This is a genomic window from Mycobacterium sp. IDUB_3 (assembly GCF_055419585.1).
Genome location: NZ_JBVAXZ010000001.1, coordinates 131500 through 147773, shown reverse-complemented (window position 1 = coordinate 147773; position 16274 = coordinate 131500). Strand labels below are relative to the sequence as shown.

The window sequence follows — 16274 nt, the reverse complement described above, 5'->3', positions numbered from 1 at the left end:
ACCCGAGGTCACCTACGCCGAGATGCGGTCGAGGATTTCGGCGTTCTCGGCGCACATCAGCTTAAATTGTCCCGGCTCCGCGTGTGTGGCAAGGGTGCGGCGATCCCACCACATCACCTTGGTTCGGTAGTCCTCGGTGGGATACGCCGCGGCCGGTACCCGGTTGGTCACGACACCCCCGGAGGACTGCCATTGCTCCAGCACGTGAGCCGCCGCGGTGGCCATCACGAACTGAACACCCAGCAACGTCATCATCGGCAGCGCGGTGCGGGCCAGCACGGTGGACAGCGCGCGATTGCCATATTCGCGCGAATTGGTCCACGCGCCTTTCACCTCCACCACGCCAAACGGAAGCCGGTTGGAAATCATATGGCGCAGCAACGGAAGACCCGGGTTGCCTTTCCATTCCTCGAGAGCGTGGGAGTCCTCCGGCGATCGCAAAGGCCCGACGACACGCGTACCTCCGACGACGCGCCCTTTCGGGTCGAGCGCAGCAAAAAACAGGGACGTGTCGGCCCCATCCTGAATCTGGTCGAGGTCGAGCACCCAATCCAGCCCGTGCCGGCGATAGCTGTTCAGCGCGCCTTCCAGGTACTGATTCCACAGATCAGGCTCCGCGGCCGGCGTCGACGCGGTGACCCGGCACCCCGTCGCGTGATCGTGCCAACCAAACCCCGATTCCGACCCCGGGCCGTCAATCCCGAGCTCCGTGATTTGCACCGCTTCCATGCGTGACCTCCGCCTATTCGCCGTTACTAACGAGTAATTTTTTGAGAGCCGGTTTGCTAATTTGACTCGCGACAAATTAACCAAAGGGATTGTGACATAAGCGGACGAATTCGACCGCCCGGCGAGGGCAATAGGATGCAAAAAGTCGCTTGTGTACCTTTTGTTTTGGCGGCCGGGGGTCGCGGTAGTGCGGCGACGCCGATATTTGACGCTTCCGCATTCACACGCCGACGCGATATTTTGATCGACCGTCGCGCTACCGTGACGACATGTCCGACGAACCAGCCACTCCCCGCTCCACCGGGCCCGTCCCCGAATACGACGACGCTGGTGTGCCGACCTTCGAGTCGGTGCGCGACCAGATCGAGGCCCGGTACGCGACCGCGCAAGGCGCCGCCGAACTCGGCGCGGAATCGCCCGAAGGCCGCTCGGTGGACGAACAATACGACGAACGCCAACGCGCCGCCGCCGAGCGGCTTGCCCAGATCCGGGAGGCGATGCGGCCCGACCAGGGTTGACCGGGGTCAGGCGGTGACTTTGGGACGCCGGTTCGATCGTCGCGGAGTCCTGGACGGTGCCGGGCTACGACCGATGACCTCGGCGAGGAACTTCCCGGTGTAGCTCTCCGGCACCGCGGCGACCTCCTCCGGAGTGCCTTCCGCGACAACGGTTCCGCCCTCGGCGCCGCCTTCCGGCCCCATGTCGACAATCCAGTCCGAGGTCTTGATCACGTCCAGGTTGTGTTCGATGACGATGACCGTATTGCCTTTGTCGACAAGGCCATTGATGACCTTCAGCAGCTTGCGGATGTCGTCGAAGTGCAGCCCCGTGGTGGGCTCGTCGAGGATGTAGACGGTGCGTCCGGTCGAGCGCTTCTGCAGTTCCGCGGCCAGTTTGACGCGCTGCGCCTCGCCGCCGGACAGTGTCGGCGCGGGCTGGCCGAGCCGCACATATCCCAGCCCCACGTCGACCAGGGTGCGCAGGTAGCGGTGGATGCCGGTGATCGGCTCGAAGAACTCCGCCGCCTCCTCGATGGACATGTCCAGCACCTCGGAGATGGTCTTGCCTTTGTAGTGCACCTCCAGGGTCTCCCGGTTGTACCGCGCGCCGTGGCAGACCTCGCACGGCACATAGACGTCGGGCAGGAAGTTCATCTCGATCTTGATGGTGCCGTCGCCGGTGCACGCCTCGCAGCGGCCGCCCTTGACGTTGAACGAGAACCGGCCCGGTTGATAGCCACGAACTTTGGCCTCGGTGGTGGCGGCGAACAGGGTGCGGATCTTGTCGAACACCCCGGTGTAGGTGGCCGGGTTGGATCGCGGCGTACGACCGATCGGTGACTGGTCCACCCGCACCAGCTTGTCCAGGTGATCCAGCCCGGTGACCCGGGTGTGCCGGCCGGGGACCTGCCGGGCGCCGTTGAGCCGGTTGGCCAGCACCGCGGCCAGGATGTCGTTCACCAGCGTCGATTTGCCGGATCCGGACACGCCCGTCACCGAGGTGAGCACGCCGAGCGGAAACGAGACGTCGATGCCGCGCAGGTTGTGCTCGCGGGCGCCGACGACGGTCAGCTGACGCTTGCGGTCTACCGCGCGCCGCTTCGCCGGCATCTCGATGCGTTCCTTGCCCGACAGGTAGGCGCCGGTGATGGACTTCGTGTTCGCCAGCAGCTCGCTGTAGGTGCCGCTGTGCACGATCTCGCCGCCGTGCTCCCCGGCGCGCGGGCCGATGTCGACGATCCAGTCGGCGTGCGCGATGGTGTCCTCGTCGTGCTCGACGACGATCAGCGTGTTGCCCAAACCCCTTAGCCGCGTGAGGGTTTCGATGAGACGGCGGTTGTCGCGCTGATGTAGCCCGATGGACGGCTCGTCGAGCACGTAGAGCACGCCGACCAGACCGGACCCGATCTGAGTGGCCAACCGAATGCGTTGCGCCTCACCGCCGGACAGCGTTGCCGCCGCGCGGGACAGCGACAGGTACTCCAGCCCCACGTCGAGCAAGAAGCCCAACCGCGACTGAATTTCCTTGAGTACCTGCCCTGCGATCGCCTTCTCGCGGACACCGAGGGTGAGGGCGTTCAGGAAGTCCGCGCAGTCCGAGATCGACAGCTCGCAGACCTCGGCGATGGACTTGTTGCCCCGGTCCCCCGCGGCCAGCGTGACGGCCAGAATCTCGGGCTTGAGCCGGGTTCCCTCACACTCCGGGCAGGGCACGTCCCGCATGAAGCCTTCGTAGCGTTCCTTCATCTGCTCGGACTCGGTCTGGGCCATCTTGCGCTGCAGGAACGCCAGCACGCCCTCGAAATCGGCGTAGTAGGACCGGGTTCGGCCGTACCGGTTGCGGTAGCGCACGTGCACCTGGTGATCGGAGCCCTCGAGAATCGCCTTGCGGGCCTTGGCCGGCAGTTTGCGCCACGGGGTGTCGACGTCGAAGCCCAGTTCGTCGCCCAGCCCGGCCATCATCCGGGTGAAGTACTCCGCGGTGTGGCCCGCCGACCACGGCGCCACCGCGCCCTCGGCCAGGGTGCGCTCGGGGTCGGGCACCACCAGGTCGGGGTCGACCTCCTTGCGGATGCCCAGGCCGCTGCACTCCGGGCAGGCACCGTAGGGCGAGTTGAACGAAAACGACCGGGGTTCAAGGTCGTCGACCGCCAGCGCATGCCCGTTAGGGCAGGCCAGCTTCTCGGAGAACCGCTGCTCCCGGTTGTGCGCGTCGTGTTCGTGGTCGACGAACTCGAGCACGACGATGCCGTCGGCCAGGTTGAGCGCGGTTTCCACCGAATCGGTGAGCCGCTGCTTGGCGGACGCTTTGACGGTCAGGCGGTCCACCACCACCTCGATGTCGTGCTTTTCCTGCTTCTTCAGCTTCGGCGGATCGGTCAACGGGTGCACGACCCCGTCGACCCGCACCCGGCTGTAGCCCTGGGCGTTGAGTTTCTCGAAGAGGTCGGCGAACTCGCCCTTACGGGTGCGCACCACCGGGGCCAGCACCAGGAATCGGGTGCCCTCCGGCATCGCCAGCACCTGATCGACGATTTGCTGCGGAGTCTGCCGGGCGATCCGCTCGCCACAGATCGGGCAGTGCGGCGTGCCCGCCCGCGCGTAGAGCAGCCGCAGGTAGTCGTACACCTCGGTGATGGTTCCGACGGTCGAGCGCGGGTTGCGGTTGGTGGATTTCTGGTCGATGGACACCGCCGGGGACAGACCCTCGATGAAATCGACGTCCGGCTTGTCCATCTGCCCCAGGAACTGCCGCGCATAGGCGGACAGCGACTCCACGTACCGGCGCTGGCCCTCGGCGAAAATCGTGTCGAAGGCCAGCGACGACTTACCAGAACCCGACAGTCCGGTGAAGACGATCAGCGCGTCGCGGGGCAGGTCGAGATCGACGCCGCGCAGGTTGTGCTCGCGGGCGCCCTTGACGATCAGACGGTCAGCCAACGCTGCCCCTCTCAGGAACTATCTGGCGACTTCTCGTGGCCGCACTGCGGAATCCGAACCGGAATTGCGCACGGCGCATTCCATGCTATGTGCCCATACCGACAAGCAACGTGCGACCAGTAACGTGGCCGCCAGTGACTGGCGCCGACGACGACGTTCCCGGCTCGGACGGCGCCGATGCGGGATCAAGGAGTGGCACTCATGACTGCAGTGGACGACAACTACACCGGGCACGTTGACCCCGGTACCGCGGCGCGCCGGACCCTACCCGGCGCCACGATCCTAAAGGTCTCTGTCGGCCCTATGGACAACAACGCATATCTGATCACTTGTTCCGCTACCGGCGAAACGCTGCTGATCGACGCCGCCAACGACGCGGCTGTGCTGATCGACCTGATCAGGCTGAACGCGCCGAAGGTGTCGCTGATCGTGACCAGCCACCAGCACTTCGATCACTGGCAGGCGCTGGAGGCGGTGGCCGCCGCCACCGGGGCGCCGACCGCCGCCAACGAGATCGACGCGGAACCGCTGCCGGTCAAACCGGACCGTTTGCTGGGCAACGGCGACACGGTGCAGATCGGCGAGCTGGCGTTCGACGTCATCCATCTGCGCGGGCACACCCCGGGCTCGATCGCGCTGGCCCTGGACGGGCCCGCGACGGGTGGGGTCACCCAGTTGTTCACCGGCGACTGCCTGTTCCCGGGCGGTGTCGGGAAGACATGGCAGCCGGGCGATTTCACCCAGCTGATCGAGGACGTCAGCACCCGGGTGTTCGACGTGTATGACGACTCCACGGTCATCTACCCCGGTCATGGCGACGACACGGTGTTAGGCGCCGAGCGCCCGCACCTGAGCGAATGGCGCGAGCGGGGCTGGTAGCGCGGCTACGTCGTGGTGTGCACGATCAACACGTCGGTCTTGGCCCGACGCGAGACGTTGGCCGGCACCGATCCCAGCAGTCGGCCGGCGATCGTGCTCAAGCCGACGTTGCCGACCACGAGCAGGTCGGCCTGCTCCTCCTCGGCGAGGTGCACCAGCGCGTCGACCGGCGCCCCCACGATGGGTCGCTCGTCGATGTTCTTTGCACCGGCGGCGTGGGCGCGGTCCTTGGCGTCACGCAGGATCGCGTAAATCGGGGCGGTGCCCGAAACCTTGTAGCTCTCGTCCCGCAGGACGTCGGCGGCCCGGGCGTCCTCATGTTGGGGCAGGTACGCCGACGCCACGATCAGCTTGGCGTCCGCTCCCGCGATCTGCGCCGCCTTCTCCACCGCGCGCATCGACGAATCCGAGCCATCGGTTCCTACCACCACAGTCCGATAGGCGCCCATTTACCCTCCCAGTTTCGGTTGGTCAGCCAACCCAAGACAGTAGCGCGTTTGCTCGATGCGCAGGAGATAGATTAACGACACGGTGTGGCGTGACACATCCGCAATTTGCGGGCGCTGACTGCGGCAACGGACAATATTGCCAATGGCAAAACAATCGAATCTGCGGGGCCGACGTGGAAGGCATTGCATTACGCCGCTTTTGGTGAAAATGGACACGAACAGCGAATACGCCGGACGCGGATTGTGACCCGTTCTGTCAACGGCGCCTTACAGTAACAATCATCATGTCCATGCCCACTCTCGAGCCCACCGTCGAGCCCCGTGCCGGCGATTTCGGCGCCGCGCCCGCGTCCGGGCGTGCGCGCGGTGGGTTGCTAGATCCGTGGGCAATCGCCCTGTTCGCCACCGCTGTCAGCGCCGGCTGGGCCTGCCGGCCGTCGCTCTGGTTCGACGAAGGGGCGACGATATCGGCTTCGGCCAGCCGGACTTTGCCAGAGCTGTGGCGGTTGCTGGGTCACATCGACGCCGTCCATGGCGCTTATTACCTGCTGATGCACGGTTGGTTCGCGCTGTTCCCACCCACCGAATTCTGGTCGCGTTTCCCCAGTTCCCTGGCGATCGGAGCCGCGGCGGCCGGCGTCACGGTGTTCACCAGGCAGTTCTCGACGCGGCCCGCGGCGGTGTGTGCGGGGGCGATTTTCGCGATCCTGCCGCGCACGACGTGGGCGGGCATGGAAGCGCGCCCGTACGCCTTCGTGGCCGCCGCGGCCGTCTGGCTGACGGTGTTGTTCGTCGCCACGGTCCGGCGGAACAGGCCGCGCGGCTGGGTTTGGTACGCGCTGGGATTGATGCTCTCGATACTGCTCAACCTCAACCTGGTGCTGTTGGTGCCGGTGTACGGCGCGATGCTGCCGCTGCTCGCACCCAAAGGCGCCCGCAGATCTCCGGCGCTCTGGTGGGCCACCGCTTCGGTCGTCGCCGTGGCGGCCATGACACCGTTCCTGGTGTTCGCGCACAACCAGGTGTGGCAGGTCAACTGGATCTACCCCGTCAGCTGGCATTACGCGTTCGACATCATCCTGCGCCAATACTTCGACCACAGCGTGGCCTTCGCCATCGCGAGCGCGGTCCTGATCGTCGCGGCGGTCGTGACACGGCTGGCCGGCGTGCCGGCTCCGGCCGGCGACCTGCGGCGGTTGTTGCTCATCGCCACGGCCTGGATGGTGATTCCCACCGCCCTCGTCGTCATTTATTCGGCCGTCAGCGAGCCGATCTACTACCCGCGCTACCTGATCTTCACCGCCCCGGCGATGGCCGTCGTCCTGGCCGTCTGCCTCGTCACCGTCGCCCGCCGGCCCTGGCCCATCGCCGGCGGGGTGCTGCTGTTCGCCATCGCCGCGGTGCCGAATTACCTGTTCGTCCAACGCTGGCCGTATGCCAAAGAGGGTTGGGACTACAGCCAGGTCGCCGATCTGATCAGCTCCCACGCCGCCCCCGGCGACTGTCTGATGGTGGACAACACCGTGCCGTGGAAGCCCGGCCCGATTCGTGCGCTGCTGGCCACCCGTCCGGCGGCCTTCCGGTCGTTGATCGACGTCGAGCGCGGCGTGTACGGGCCGAAGGTCGGATCCCTGTGGGACGGGCACGTCGCCGTCTGGCTGACCACGGCCAAAATCAACAAATGCCCGGCGATCTGGACCATCACCGACAAAGACAACTCGCTGCCCGACCATCAGGCCGGGCGATCGCTACCGCCCGGGAGCGCATTCGGGCGCGCCCCGGCGTACCGGTTCCCGGGCTACCTCGGCTTCCACATTGTGGAGCGGTGGCAGTTCCACTACTCGCAGGTTGTCAAGTCCACGCGGTGATTTGGCGCTTCGCCGACCGCGTGCAGCGCCGGACCGAGCTCAGGCCCCGGTGGCGACCGGCTCGGCTTGCCGGGTGGCCCGCGTCGCGGCGTAGGACACCGCCACGCCCGCCGCGCTCAACGCGGTGAACACCGTGAACAGCAGGTGCGCCGCCATCTCCTCGCCGCCGGTGGCGGTGTTGACGACGACACCGGCCAATCCGGCACCGATCGCGGCGGAAGTCAGCTGGACGGTGTTGATCGCCGCGGAAGCGGCGCCGCCTTCGACGGGGTCGGCGACGGACGCCATCGCGCGGGCCGACAGGTGCGGCCAGGCCATCCCGATCCCGATGCCGGCGACCAGCAGGGCCACCGCCCACAGCGCGGCCGTCCAGGCCGAGCCGTCGCCGTGCCGGGCGACGGCTCCCAGTGCCAGGCCCGACGCGGCCACCATCGGCGCCACCATGACCACCCGCCCGATCGTCCGCGGGTTCTCCAGCGATGCGCTGACGATCTCGCTCACCGTCCAGCCCAGCGCGAGCGCCGCTCCCAGGAATCCGGCCGCGATCGGCGTCAGGTGGGCCAGCCGCTGCCCGAACAGCGGCACGTAGGTGTTCACCATCGCCGCGCCCATCAGCACGCCCATGGTGAGGTAGATCCACTTCAGCGGACCGGGCGAGAACACGCTGGGCGGCAAGATGGCCGCGTGCATCCGCCAGTCGACGATCACGAAGACGCCGACCAGGCCGATGCCCGCCGCGAGGAGCCCATACGTCGCGACGGTGTTGCGCGGAATCTGCGCGACGCTGACCGCCAGCGCCGCCACCCCGATGATCAGCAGCGACCACACCGGGACCTTCATCCGGGGAAAACTGTTCGTCGGCCTGACGCGGGCCAGCGCGACCGGGACCAGCATGGCCATCAGCAAGGTCAGGATGGCCATCGCGACGAAAGCCCATCGCCAGATCCCGAGCTGCGCGAACAGGCCGCCCGTGGTGGGACCGACCACGGTCGCGACCCCCCACATCGCCGACACCAGCGCCGAGCCCCTCGTCCACAACCAGCGGGGCAGGGCGGAGTTGATGACCGCATAACCCAGGCCGGCCAGCAAGCCCCCGGCCACCCCCTGCATGGCCCGCCCAGCAATCAAAACATGCATGGTTGGTGCGGCAGCGCAAACCAGACTGGCGATGCCGAACACGGCCAGGCCCATCAGATACGACGACCGCGCACCGATGCGCAGCAGCAGCGGATTGACCATCGTCGCCGCGACGACCGACCCCACCAGGTACAGGGTCGTCACCCATGCGTAGAGCCGGCTGCCGCCGATTTCTGCGATGGTGTTGGGCAACAAGCTGGTGGTCAGGAACTCATTCGTGGCGTAGAGCGCCACCCCGCCGGCCAGCAGTATGGAAGTTCTGAGATACCTCGCGCCCAGCAGCTCACGCCAGCCGCCGGTGATAGTCGCCGCGTCGGTCACTCCTCTACCGTATGGGGTCACGCGGAGATAAGAGCCGGAGATCGGTTGCCAGCAAACTCATTTCAGGCCGGCGGCGTCCATCCCGCGCAGTTCCTTCTTCAGGTCGGCGATCTCGTCGCGGAACCGCGCCGCCAGCTCGAACTGCAAGTCACGGGCCGCGGCCATCATCTGGGCGGTGAGGTCCTTGATCAGGTCGGCCAGTTCGGCGCGCGGCATGCTGGCCGTGTCGCGGCCCTCGAACACCCCCGCGCTGACCGCGCGGCCCGGCTCACCCTGCGCGCGCCGGCCGCGGGACGCGTTGCGCCCCGACCCGCCGATCTCCACCGCCTCGCTGTCGTCCGCCTCGCGGTAGACCTGGTCGAGGATGTCGGCGATCTTCTTGCGCAGCGGCTGCGGGTCGATGCCGTGCTCCTCGTTGTACGCGACCTGCTTCGCCCGCCGCCGTTCGGTCTCGTCGATGGCCTCTTTCATCGAATCGGTGATGGTGTCGGCGTACATGTGCACCTCACCGGAGACGTTGCGGGCGGCGCGGCCGATGGTTTGAATCAGGCTGCGCGATGACCGCAGGAAGCCTTCTTTGTCCGCGTCCAGGATCGCCACCAAGGACACTTCGGGGAGGTCCAGGCCCTCGCGTAGCAGGTTGATGCCGACCAGCACGTCGTACTCGCCCAGCCGCAGCTGGCGCAGCAGCTCGACCCGGCGCAGCGTGTCGACCTCCGAGTGCAGATAGCGCACCCGGATGCCCATCTCGAGCAGGTAGTCGGTGAGGTCCTCGGCCATCTTCTTGGTCAGCGTCGTGACCAGCACCCGTTGGTCAGCCTCGGTGCGCTTCCGGATCTCCCCGATCAGGTCGTCGATTTGACCCTTGGTCGGCTTGACCACCACTTTCGGGTCGACCAGGCCGGTGGGCCGGATCACCTGCTCGACGAATTCGCCGCCGGACTGGCTGAGCTCGTAGGGGCCGGGGGTGGCCGACAGGTACACCGTCTGCCCGATCCGGTCGGCGAACTCCTCCCAGGTCAGCGGGCGGTTGTCGCACGCCGACGGCAGCCGGAACCCGTACTCGACGAGGTTGCGCTTGCGCGACATGTCGCCCTCGTACATGCCACCGATCTGCGGGACGGTGACGTGGGATTCGTCGATGACCAGCAGGAAGTCTTCCGGGAAGTAGTCCAGCAGGGTCGCCGGCGGCGAGCCCGGACCCCGGCCGTCGATGTGCCGGGAGTAGTTCTCGATGCCCGAGCAGAACCCGACCTGGCGCATCATCTCGATGTCGTAGTTGGTGCGCATCCGCAACCGCTGGGCCTCGAGCAGCTTGCCCTGGCCCTCCAGCTCTGCCAGCCGCTCGGCCAGCTCCGCTTCGATCGTCGAGATCGCGTGGGCCATCCGCTCGGGACCGGCCACGTAGTGGGTGGCCGGGAAGATCCGCAGCGAGTCCACCTGGCGGATCACGTCGCCCGTCAGCGGGTGCAGGTAGTACAGCGCCTCGACCTCGTCGCCGAAGAACTCGATGCGCACCGCCAGCTCTTCGTAGGACGGGATGATCTCCACGGTGTCGCCGCGCACCCGGAACGAGCCTCGGGTGAATGACAGGTCGTTGCGGGTGTACTGCACGTCAACCAGCAGGCGCAGCAGCGCATCCCGCGGCACCTCGGCGCCCACCCGCACCTCGACCGAGCGGTCCAGGTAGGACTGCGGCGTGCCCAGGCCATAGATGCACGACACCGACGCCACCACCACCACGTCACGGCGCGACAGCAGCGAGGATGTCGCGGAGTGCCGGAGCCGCTCCACGTCGTCGTTGATCGAGCTGTCCTTCTCGATGTAGGTGTCGGTCTGCGCGATGTACGCCTCGGGCTGGTAGTAGTCGTAGTACGAGACGAAGTATTCAACTGCGTTGTGCGGCAACATCTCTCGCAGCTCATTGGCCAGCTGGGCGGCCAGTGTCTTGTTGGGCGCCATCACCAGGGTGGGCCGCTGCAGCCGCTCGATGAGCCACGCGGTGGTGGCCGACTTACCGGTGCCGGTGGCGCCCAGCAGCACGACGTCGCGCTCCCCCGCCCTGATCCGGCGTTCCAGCTCCTGGATGGCGGCCGGCTGGTCGCCGGCGGGATCGTGCGGGCTGACCACCTCGAAGTCGCCGCCGACGCGCACGACGTCGTCGACAGCGCGGTACTCCGAATGCGCTACTACGGGATGCTCCGTGGCGAATGCCATGCCACCAGGGTAGGACCGATCACCGACAAGTGTCGTGGGCCTGACCGGGCACCGGAATGCTAGCCCGCCGGTCGCGTCCACGTCCGGGTGACCGGATCGCATTGCAGCAGGTAGCCGTCGCTGGAGGTGCTCATGGCGAACACCGAGGTGCCCGGCCGGTCGCATGAGCTGCCGGCGGCATGCACGCCCATCGTGATCGGCGCCTTGGCCCAGCTGCTTCCCTCGCAGACGATCTGCTCGTTGTTGGTCGGGTCGTAGGCGACCTTGCCGACGTCGCTGCACACTCCGCCGAGCACCGGCGGCGCCGGGGCCGACGCGGTGGTCGAGGTGTTGATGACCTGAGTGGGGTCGCCCAACGTCACCTTCGGAGGCACGTCGCCGGTCCGGCTGGCCACCACGGGCACCCGCACCACCGCTCCCTGGGCGCCGCACTCGTTGCTCAGCACCGTCTCGGTCAACGTGCCGCGCAGCGTGCCGTCGGCCTGCGGCGCCAGCGACCAGGCGATGGTTTCCTGCTGGGTGGCCCGCACTTGCCCATTGGGCTGGGTGCATCCCACCCGCTGCTGGGCCGGGGCGCCCTGCCAGTAGCCCCCGACGAAGCGCAGGGTGTCGGTCTGTCCCCCGTCGGTGGTGTTGGCCACCTGATGGGTGGCGTCGTCCAGCTGGGTCCCGGTGGCCGCGCACCCGTTGGGGGTGCACACCGACCGGAATGCCCACCAACTGGTGGCCGCCCCGTTGTGCCGGATCGAGATGCCGTTGGTGGTGCGCTTGGTCTGGTCGTAGTTCAGCTTGTAGGTCCCGTTCAGCACCGGTCCGCCCGCGGTGGGCGCGGCACTGGCGGCCGGGGCGGACGGTCTCGACGCGAGCGCGGGGTTGGCCGGCGGCGTGTCGGGTTGAAACGAATAGAGAAGTGACCAGGTCGCCGCGACCGCGATGAGCACCGCACACACCAGCGCGGTCGCCCACCGGGTTTTCGTCGAAAACCGGTTCAGCCCGGCAATGACGCGGGCGGGTCCGTGTCGGCGATGCGGCGTCGACACGGCGCCGCGCGGCTGGGCGCCCGGGCCGAGTTCGAAGACGGCCCCGGCCGACTCGCCGACGGCGGCGGCGAACGCGCGGCACCGCTCGAAGCGGTCCGCCGGTTGCTTGGCCAGCGCGCGGAAGAACACCTCGTCGAGCTCGGCCAGCTCGGGGCGGAAATCGCTGAGCCGAGGCGGGTCCTCGTGCAGGTGCTGACTGATCACCGCGATCGGGTTGGAGTGCTGGAACGGCGGCGCCCCGGTGAGCAGGTGGAAAGCCGTTGCGGCCAAAGCGTATTGGTCCGCCCGGCCGTCGATGGGGGAACCCGTCAGCTGCTCGGGCGCGGCGTATGCCACGGTTCCGACCGCGACGTTGGTTTCGGTGATCCCGCTGATGTCACCCAGGTGACGCGCGACGCCGAAGTCCGCCAACAGGATTCGGCGCTCCCCCTCCTCCGGGTGGGTGAGCAGGATGTTGGCGGGCTTGACGTCGCGGTGCAGCAGCCCACGGTCGTGGGCGTAGTCCAGCGCGCCCGCGACCGCCTGCACGATGGCGCACACCTCGTGGATCGGCATGCCGTCGGCGTAGTTCTCCTTGACCAGCCGCGAGGCGTCGGTGCCCTCGACGTAGTCCATCGAGATCCACAGATGCCCGTTGAATTCGCCCCGATCGTGCACGCCGACGATATGCGGGTGCCATAGCGTCGCCGCGAGATCGGCCTCCCGGTTGAACCTTTCGCGGAACTCGGGATCGGCGGTCACCGCCTCGGCGAGGACCTTGATCACGTCGCGGCGGGGCAGCCTGGGGTGCAACGCGAGATAGACCTCGGCCATACCGCCCGCGCCCAGCTGCCGCAGAATCGTGTAACCGGCGAACGACGCGCCGTTACCCACCGCAAGGCGCGACGCCGAGGAATCGTTGGGCTGTTGCGCCACCACGGGTTCCACGTTCGGCACCGAATCGACGGGGGGTATCCGGCGGAACAGTTGCCCGATGGGCATGGCGGGCAACGACTGAAAACCCGCGCGCAACGCCTCACGGGCTTGTCGCGGGTTGCTCAGCAGCCGCCGCCCGGCGCCGATGCGCCGAGTAGTTCCCCTGTGCTCGTTCATCAATGCCTTGCCCCCTCGTTTCCCGGCACCGCCCAGGTGTCACCGCACTGTGATGCGGATCGCACACCATGGGCATGTGCATAGCGATTGGGCCCACTACTCCGTCTCGCGTCTGCCGCCACAACGCTGTGCTCGGCGCGCACGGACACAATCCAACTACCCCTCCCGATCGAATAATGCCGCACCGCCGTGGGCGATTCGTCGCAGCAGGCTATGAATGGGCTATGAGTGGCCGAATCGAAACAAAGCGAAGTCACAGCTGGGTCCAATAGAGCGCACTGCCAACACGGGCCGATACTTGAGTGGTGACTCGACCCGCCCCGCCCATCCTGACAATCCGGCATGACGGGTCCCAACGATCCTTCGCGGCCGGCCACGAGGTGGTCGTCGGACGCGACGTGCAGGCCGATGTGCGCATTGCCGATCCGCGGATCTCGCGCGCGCATCTGATCCTGCGGTTCGATCAAGGCCGTTGGCTGGCAATCGATAACGGCTCGCTGAACGGGACCTATCTCAACGGCTACCGGATGCCGGTGGTCGACGTTCACGACGGCCAGAGCATTCACATCGGAAATCCGCAGGGCCCGCGGCTGACCTTCGCGATCGGACCCCAGCAGGGTCATGCCGGGCATCCGCCGCGGACCCGGCCGAGCCACGATTCCGGACCGCCGACCCTGCCGTGGTCCGCGGTTGCTGAGCAAACCATCCCGACGCACCCGCCGCAGCCGCCGCGGGCCCGGCCCGGCGGCGGCCCGGGAAGGAACCCGGAGCGCGGTGGTCCGCAGGGGGCGGCGTCGCGCCCCGTGCCACCCCGGCAGCCGGCGAGGCCGCCGAACGCACCGCCGCGACAGCCGGCGCCACCGCCCCGTCAGGCGCCACCGCCTCGTGTGCCCCCGCCACCGGCGCCGCGTGGCACACCGCCCGAGCAGCTCACCGTCATCGACCCGGGCTCGCCGGCAAGGTTGCAGGTCACGCCGCCCGTCGCGGGCGAAACCGCGGCGCCGTCGCACCCATCCCCAACGCCCGCAGCGGAATTCACCGTCATCGACGCCAAGACGGCCGATGTGTCGAACCTGGCGACGCGTTTTGTGAAATTGCTCTCGCCACGCGCGTCGTCGGCCGCGGGCACGGCCGGCGCCATGACGATCGGCCGGGCCGCCGAGAACGACATCGTCGTCTCCGACGTGCTGGCGTCGCGTCAGCACGCCACCTTGGTGCCCACCCAGTTGGGCACCGAGATCCGGGACAACAGCGTCAACGGAACTTTCGTGAACGGCACCCGGATCGGGTCGGCCATCCTGTCCGAGGACGACATCGTCACCATCGGCAACGTCGACCTGGTGTTCCGCGACGGCACCCTGACCGAACACCGCGGCGCCGCCACTCGCGCCGGCGGCTTGGAAGTGCGCGACGTCAGGTACGTCGTCGACAACGGCAAACAACTGCTGGACGACATCTCGCTGACCGCGCGCCCCGGCACGCTGACCGCCGTGATCGGCGGTTCGGGCGCCGGCAAGAGCACCCTGGCGCGGCTCATCGCCGGGTATACCACCCCGACGTCCGGCTCAGTGACGTTCGAGGGCCACAACATTCACGCCGAGTACGCGTCGCTGCGCAGCAGGATCGGCATCGTCCCGCAGGACGACGTGGTGCACCGTCAGCTGACCATCAACCAGGCGCTTGGCTACGCGGCCGAGCTGCGCCTGCCGCCCGACACCGGCAAGGCGGACCGCGCCAAGGTCGTCGCCCAGGTGCTCGAGGAGCTGGACCTGACCAAGCATGCCGACACCCGCGTCGAGAAGCTGTCCGGCGGGCAACGCAAACGCGCCTCGGTGGCGCTCGAATTGCTGACCGGGCCGTCGTTGCTGATCCTCGACGAGCCGACCTCGGGCCTGGATCCCGCGCTGGATCTGCAGGTGATGACGATGCTGCGCCAGCTGGCCGATGCCGGTCGTGTGGTGCTGGTGGTGACGCACTCACTGTCGTATCTGGACGTCTGCGACCAGGTGTTGCTGATGGCGCCCGGCGGCAAGACGGCCTACTGCGGCGCGCCCGACCAGATCGGCGGGGCGATGGGCACCACCAACTGGGCGAAGATCTTCACCCAGGTCGGCGCCGACCCCGACGAAGCCAACCGGCGCTTCCTGGAGCAGAACGAGGCCCAGAAGCGGCCCCAAAAGTACCTTCCGGACAAGACCGGCGAGCCCGGCAGCCTCGGCGAACCGGTGCACACTAGTGTGCGACGCCAGATCTCGACGATCGCCCGCCGCCAGGTCCGCCTGGTGATCGCCGACCGCGCCTACTTCGTCTTTCTGGCGCTGCTGCCGTTCATCCTCGGCTCGCTGTCGCTGACCGTCCCGGGCAGCAACGGGTTTCACGTTCCGGCACCAAACGCGGGGACACCCGACGAGGCCGCGCAGATACTGGCCCTGCTGATGCCGGCTGCAGCATTCATGGGTACCGCCTTGACAATTCGCGACCTGGTCGGCGAGCGCGCCATCTTCCAGCGCGAGCAGGCGGTCGGGTTGTCGACCACCGCCTACCTGCTCGCCAAGAGCGCGGTGTTCTGCGGGTTCGCGATACTGCAGTCGGCGATCGTCACGGCGATCGTGGTGATCGGTAAGGGCGCCCCGACGCGCGGCGCGGTGCTGTGCGGCCACTCGACCGTCGGGGCGACCGTCGAATTGTTCGCCACCGTGGCGGCGACGTGTGTCGCCTCGGCCATTCTGGGCCTGGCGATTTCGTCGCTGGTTCGGTCCAGCGAGCAGATCATGCCGCTGTTCGTGGTGACGGTGATGGCGCAGCTGGTGCTGTGCGGCGGGATGGTCCCCGTGACGGGCCGGCTCGGTTTGAACCAGCTGTCGTGGGCGATGCCGGCGCGCTGGGGCTACGCCGCGGCCTCGTCGACGGTGGATCTGCGCCACCTGGTGCCCGATTCGCTGCTGTCCCAGGACCGGTTCTGGCAACACACGTCGACGATCTGGCTGCTGGACATGGGCATGCTCGCCGCGTTGTCGCTTTTCTACGCCGGGTTCGTGCGGTGGAAGATCCGGTTGCGCCGCTGAGGAATCGCCCCGCGGCGGTAGGGTGACATCATTCACC

At 67.6% G+C, this 16274-nt stretch carries 10 protein-coding genes; 4 read left to right on the top strand and 6 right to left on the bottom strand.

The window, feature by feature from the left end:
* Positions 1–12: 12 nt before the first annotated feature.
* Positions 13–729, bottom strand: coding sequence for a hypothetical protein (locus ACZYVJ_RS00555; RefSeq protein ID WP_463829216.1), 717 nt, complete (start codon positions 727–729; stop codon positions 13–15).
* 269 nt (positions 730–998) lie between these two features.
* Here ACZYVJ_RS00555 and ACZYVJ_RS00550 point away from each other — a divergent pair, with 269 nt between their 5' ends.
* Positions 999–1247 carry a hypothetical protein gene (locus ACZYVJ_RS00550; RefSeq protein WP_463829215.1) on the top strand — a complete coding sequence of 83 codons (249 nt, stop codon included), beginning with the start codon at positions 999–1001 and terminating at the stop codon, positions 1245–1247.
* Between the two features lie 6 nt (positions 1248–1253).
* On the opposite strand, the gene uvrA is transcribed toward ACZYVJ_RS00550, so the two are convergent.
* Positions 1254–4169 (bottom strand): excinuclease ABC subunit UvrA, encoded by a 2916-nt coding sequence (gene uvrA / locus ACZYVJ_RS00545; RefSeq protein ID WP_463829214.1) that lies wholly within the window; start codon positions 4167–4169, stop codon positions 1254–1256.
* A 201-nt stretch (positions 4170–4370) separates the two neighbouring features.
* Here uvrA and ACZYVJ_RS00540 point away from each other — a divergent pair, with 201 nt between their 5' ends.
* On the top strand, positions 4371–5048 hold the full coding sequence (locus ACZYVJ_RS00540; RefSeq protein WP_463829213.1) for an MBL fold metallo-hydrolase: 678 nt from the start codon (positions 4371–4373) through the stop codon (positions 5046–5048).
* A 5-nt stretch (positions 5049–5053) separates the two neighbouring features.
* On the opposite strand, the gene ACZYVJ_RS00535 is transcribed toward ACZYVJ_RS00540, so the two are convergent.
* Complete coding sequence (locus tag ACZYVJ_RS00535; RefSeq protein WP_064883444.1) at positions 5054–5497, bottom strand: universal stress protein; 444 nt, start codon at positions 5495–5497, stop codon at positions 5054–5056.
* A gap of 284 nt (positions 5498–5781) precedes the next feature.
* Between ACZYVJ_RS00535 and ACZYVJ_RS00530 the strand changes: the two genes are divergently transcribed.
* A complete protein-coding gene (locus ACZYVJ_RS00530; RefSeq protein WP_463829212.1) occupies positions 5782–7365 on the top strand; it encodes a mannosyltransferase in 1584 nt (527 codons plus the stop codon).
* 39 nt (positions 7366–7404) lie between these two features.
* Here ACZYVJ_RS00530 and ACZYVJ_RS00525 read toward each other — a convergent pair whose 3' ends face one another.
* Genes ACZYVJ_RS00525 through ACZYVJ_RS00515 form a run of 3 tightly spaced genes read right to left on the bottom strand, consistent with a single transcriptional unit; the run spans position 7405 to position 13172 of the window.
* A complete protein-coding gene (locus ACZYVJ_RS00525; RefSeq protein ID WP_463829211.1) occupies positions 7405–8823 on the bottom strand; it encodes an MFS transporter in 1419 nt (472 codons plus the stop codon).
* A 57-nt stretch (positions 8824–8880) separates the two neighbouring features.
* Complete coding sequence (gene uvrB, locus ACZYVJ_RS00520) at positions 8881–11040, bottom strand: excinuclease ABC subunit UvrB (RefSeq protein ID WP_463829210.1); 2160 nt, start codon at positions 11038–11040, stop codon at positions 8881–8883.
* Positions 11041–11099: 59 nt separating this feature from the next.
* Positions 11100–13172: a serine/threonine-protein kinase gene (locus ACZYVJ_RS00515; protein WP_463829208.1), complete on the bottom strand. Its 2073-nt coding sequence runs from the start codon at positions 13170–13172 to the stop codon at positions 11100–11102.
* 302 nt (positions 13173–13474) lie between these two features.
* Between ACZYVJ_RS00515 and ACZYVJ_RS00510 the strand changes: the two genes are divergently transcribed.
* A complete protein-coding gene (locus ACZYVJ_RS00510; protein ID WP_463829207.1) occupies positions 13475–16237 on the top strand; it encodes an ATP-binding cassette domain-containing protein in 2763 nt (920 codons plus the stop codon).
* Positions 16238–16274 lie beyond the last annotated feature (37 nt).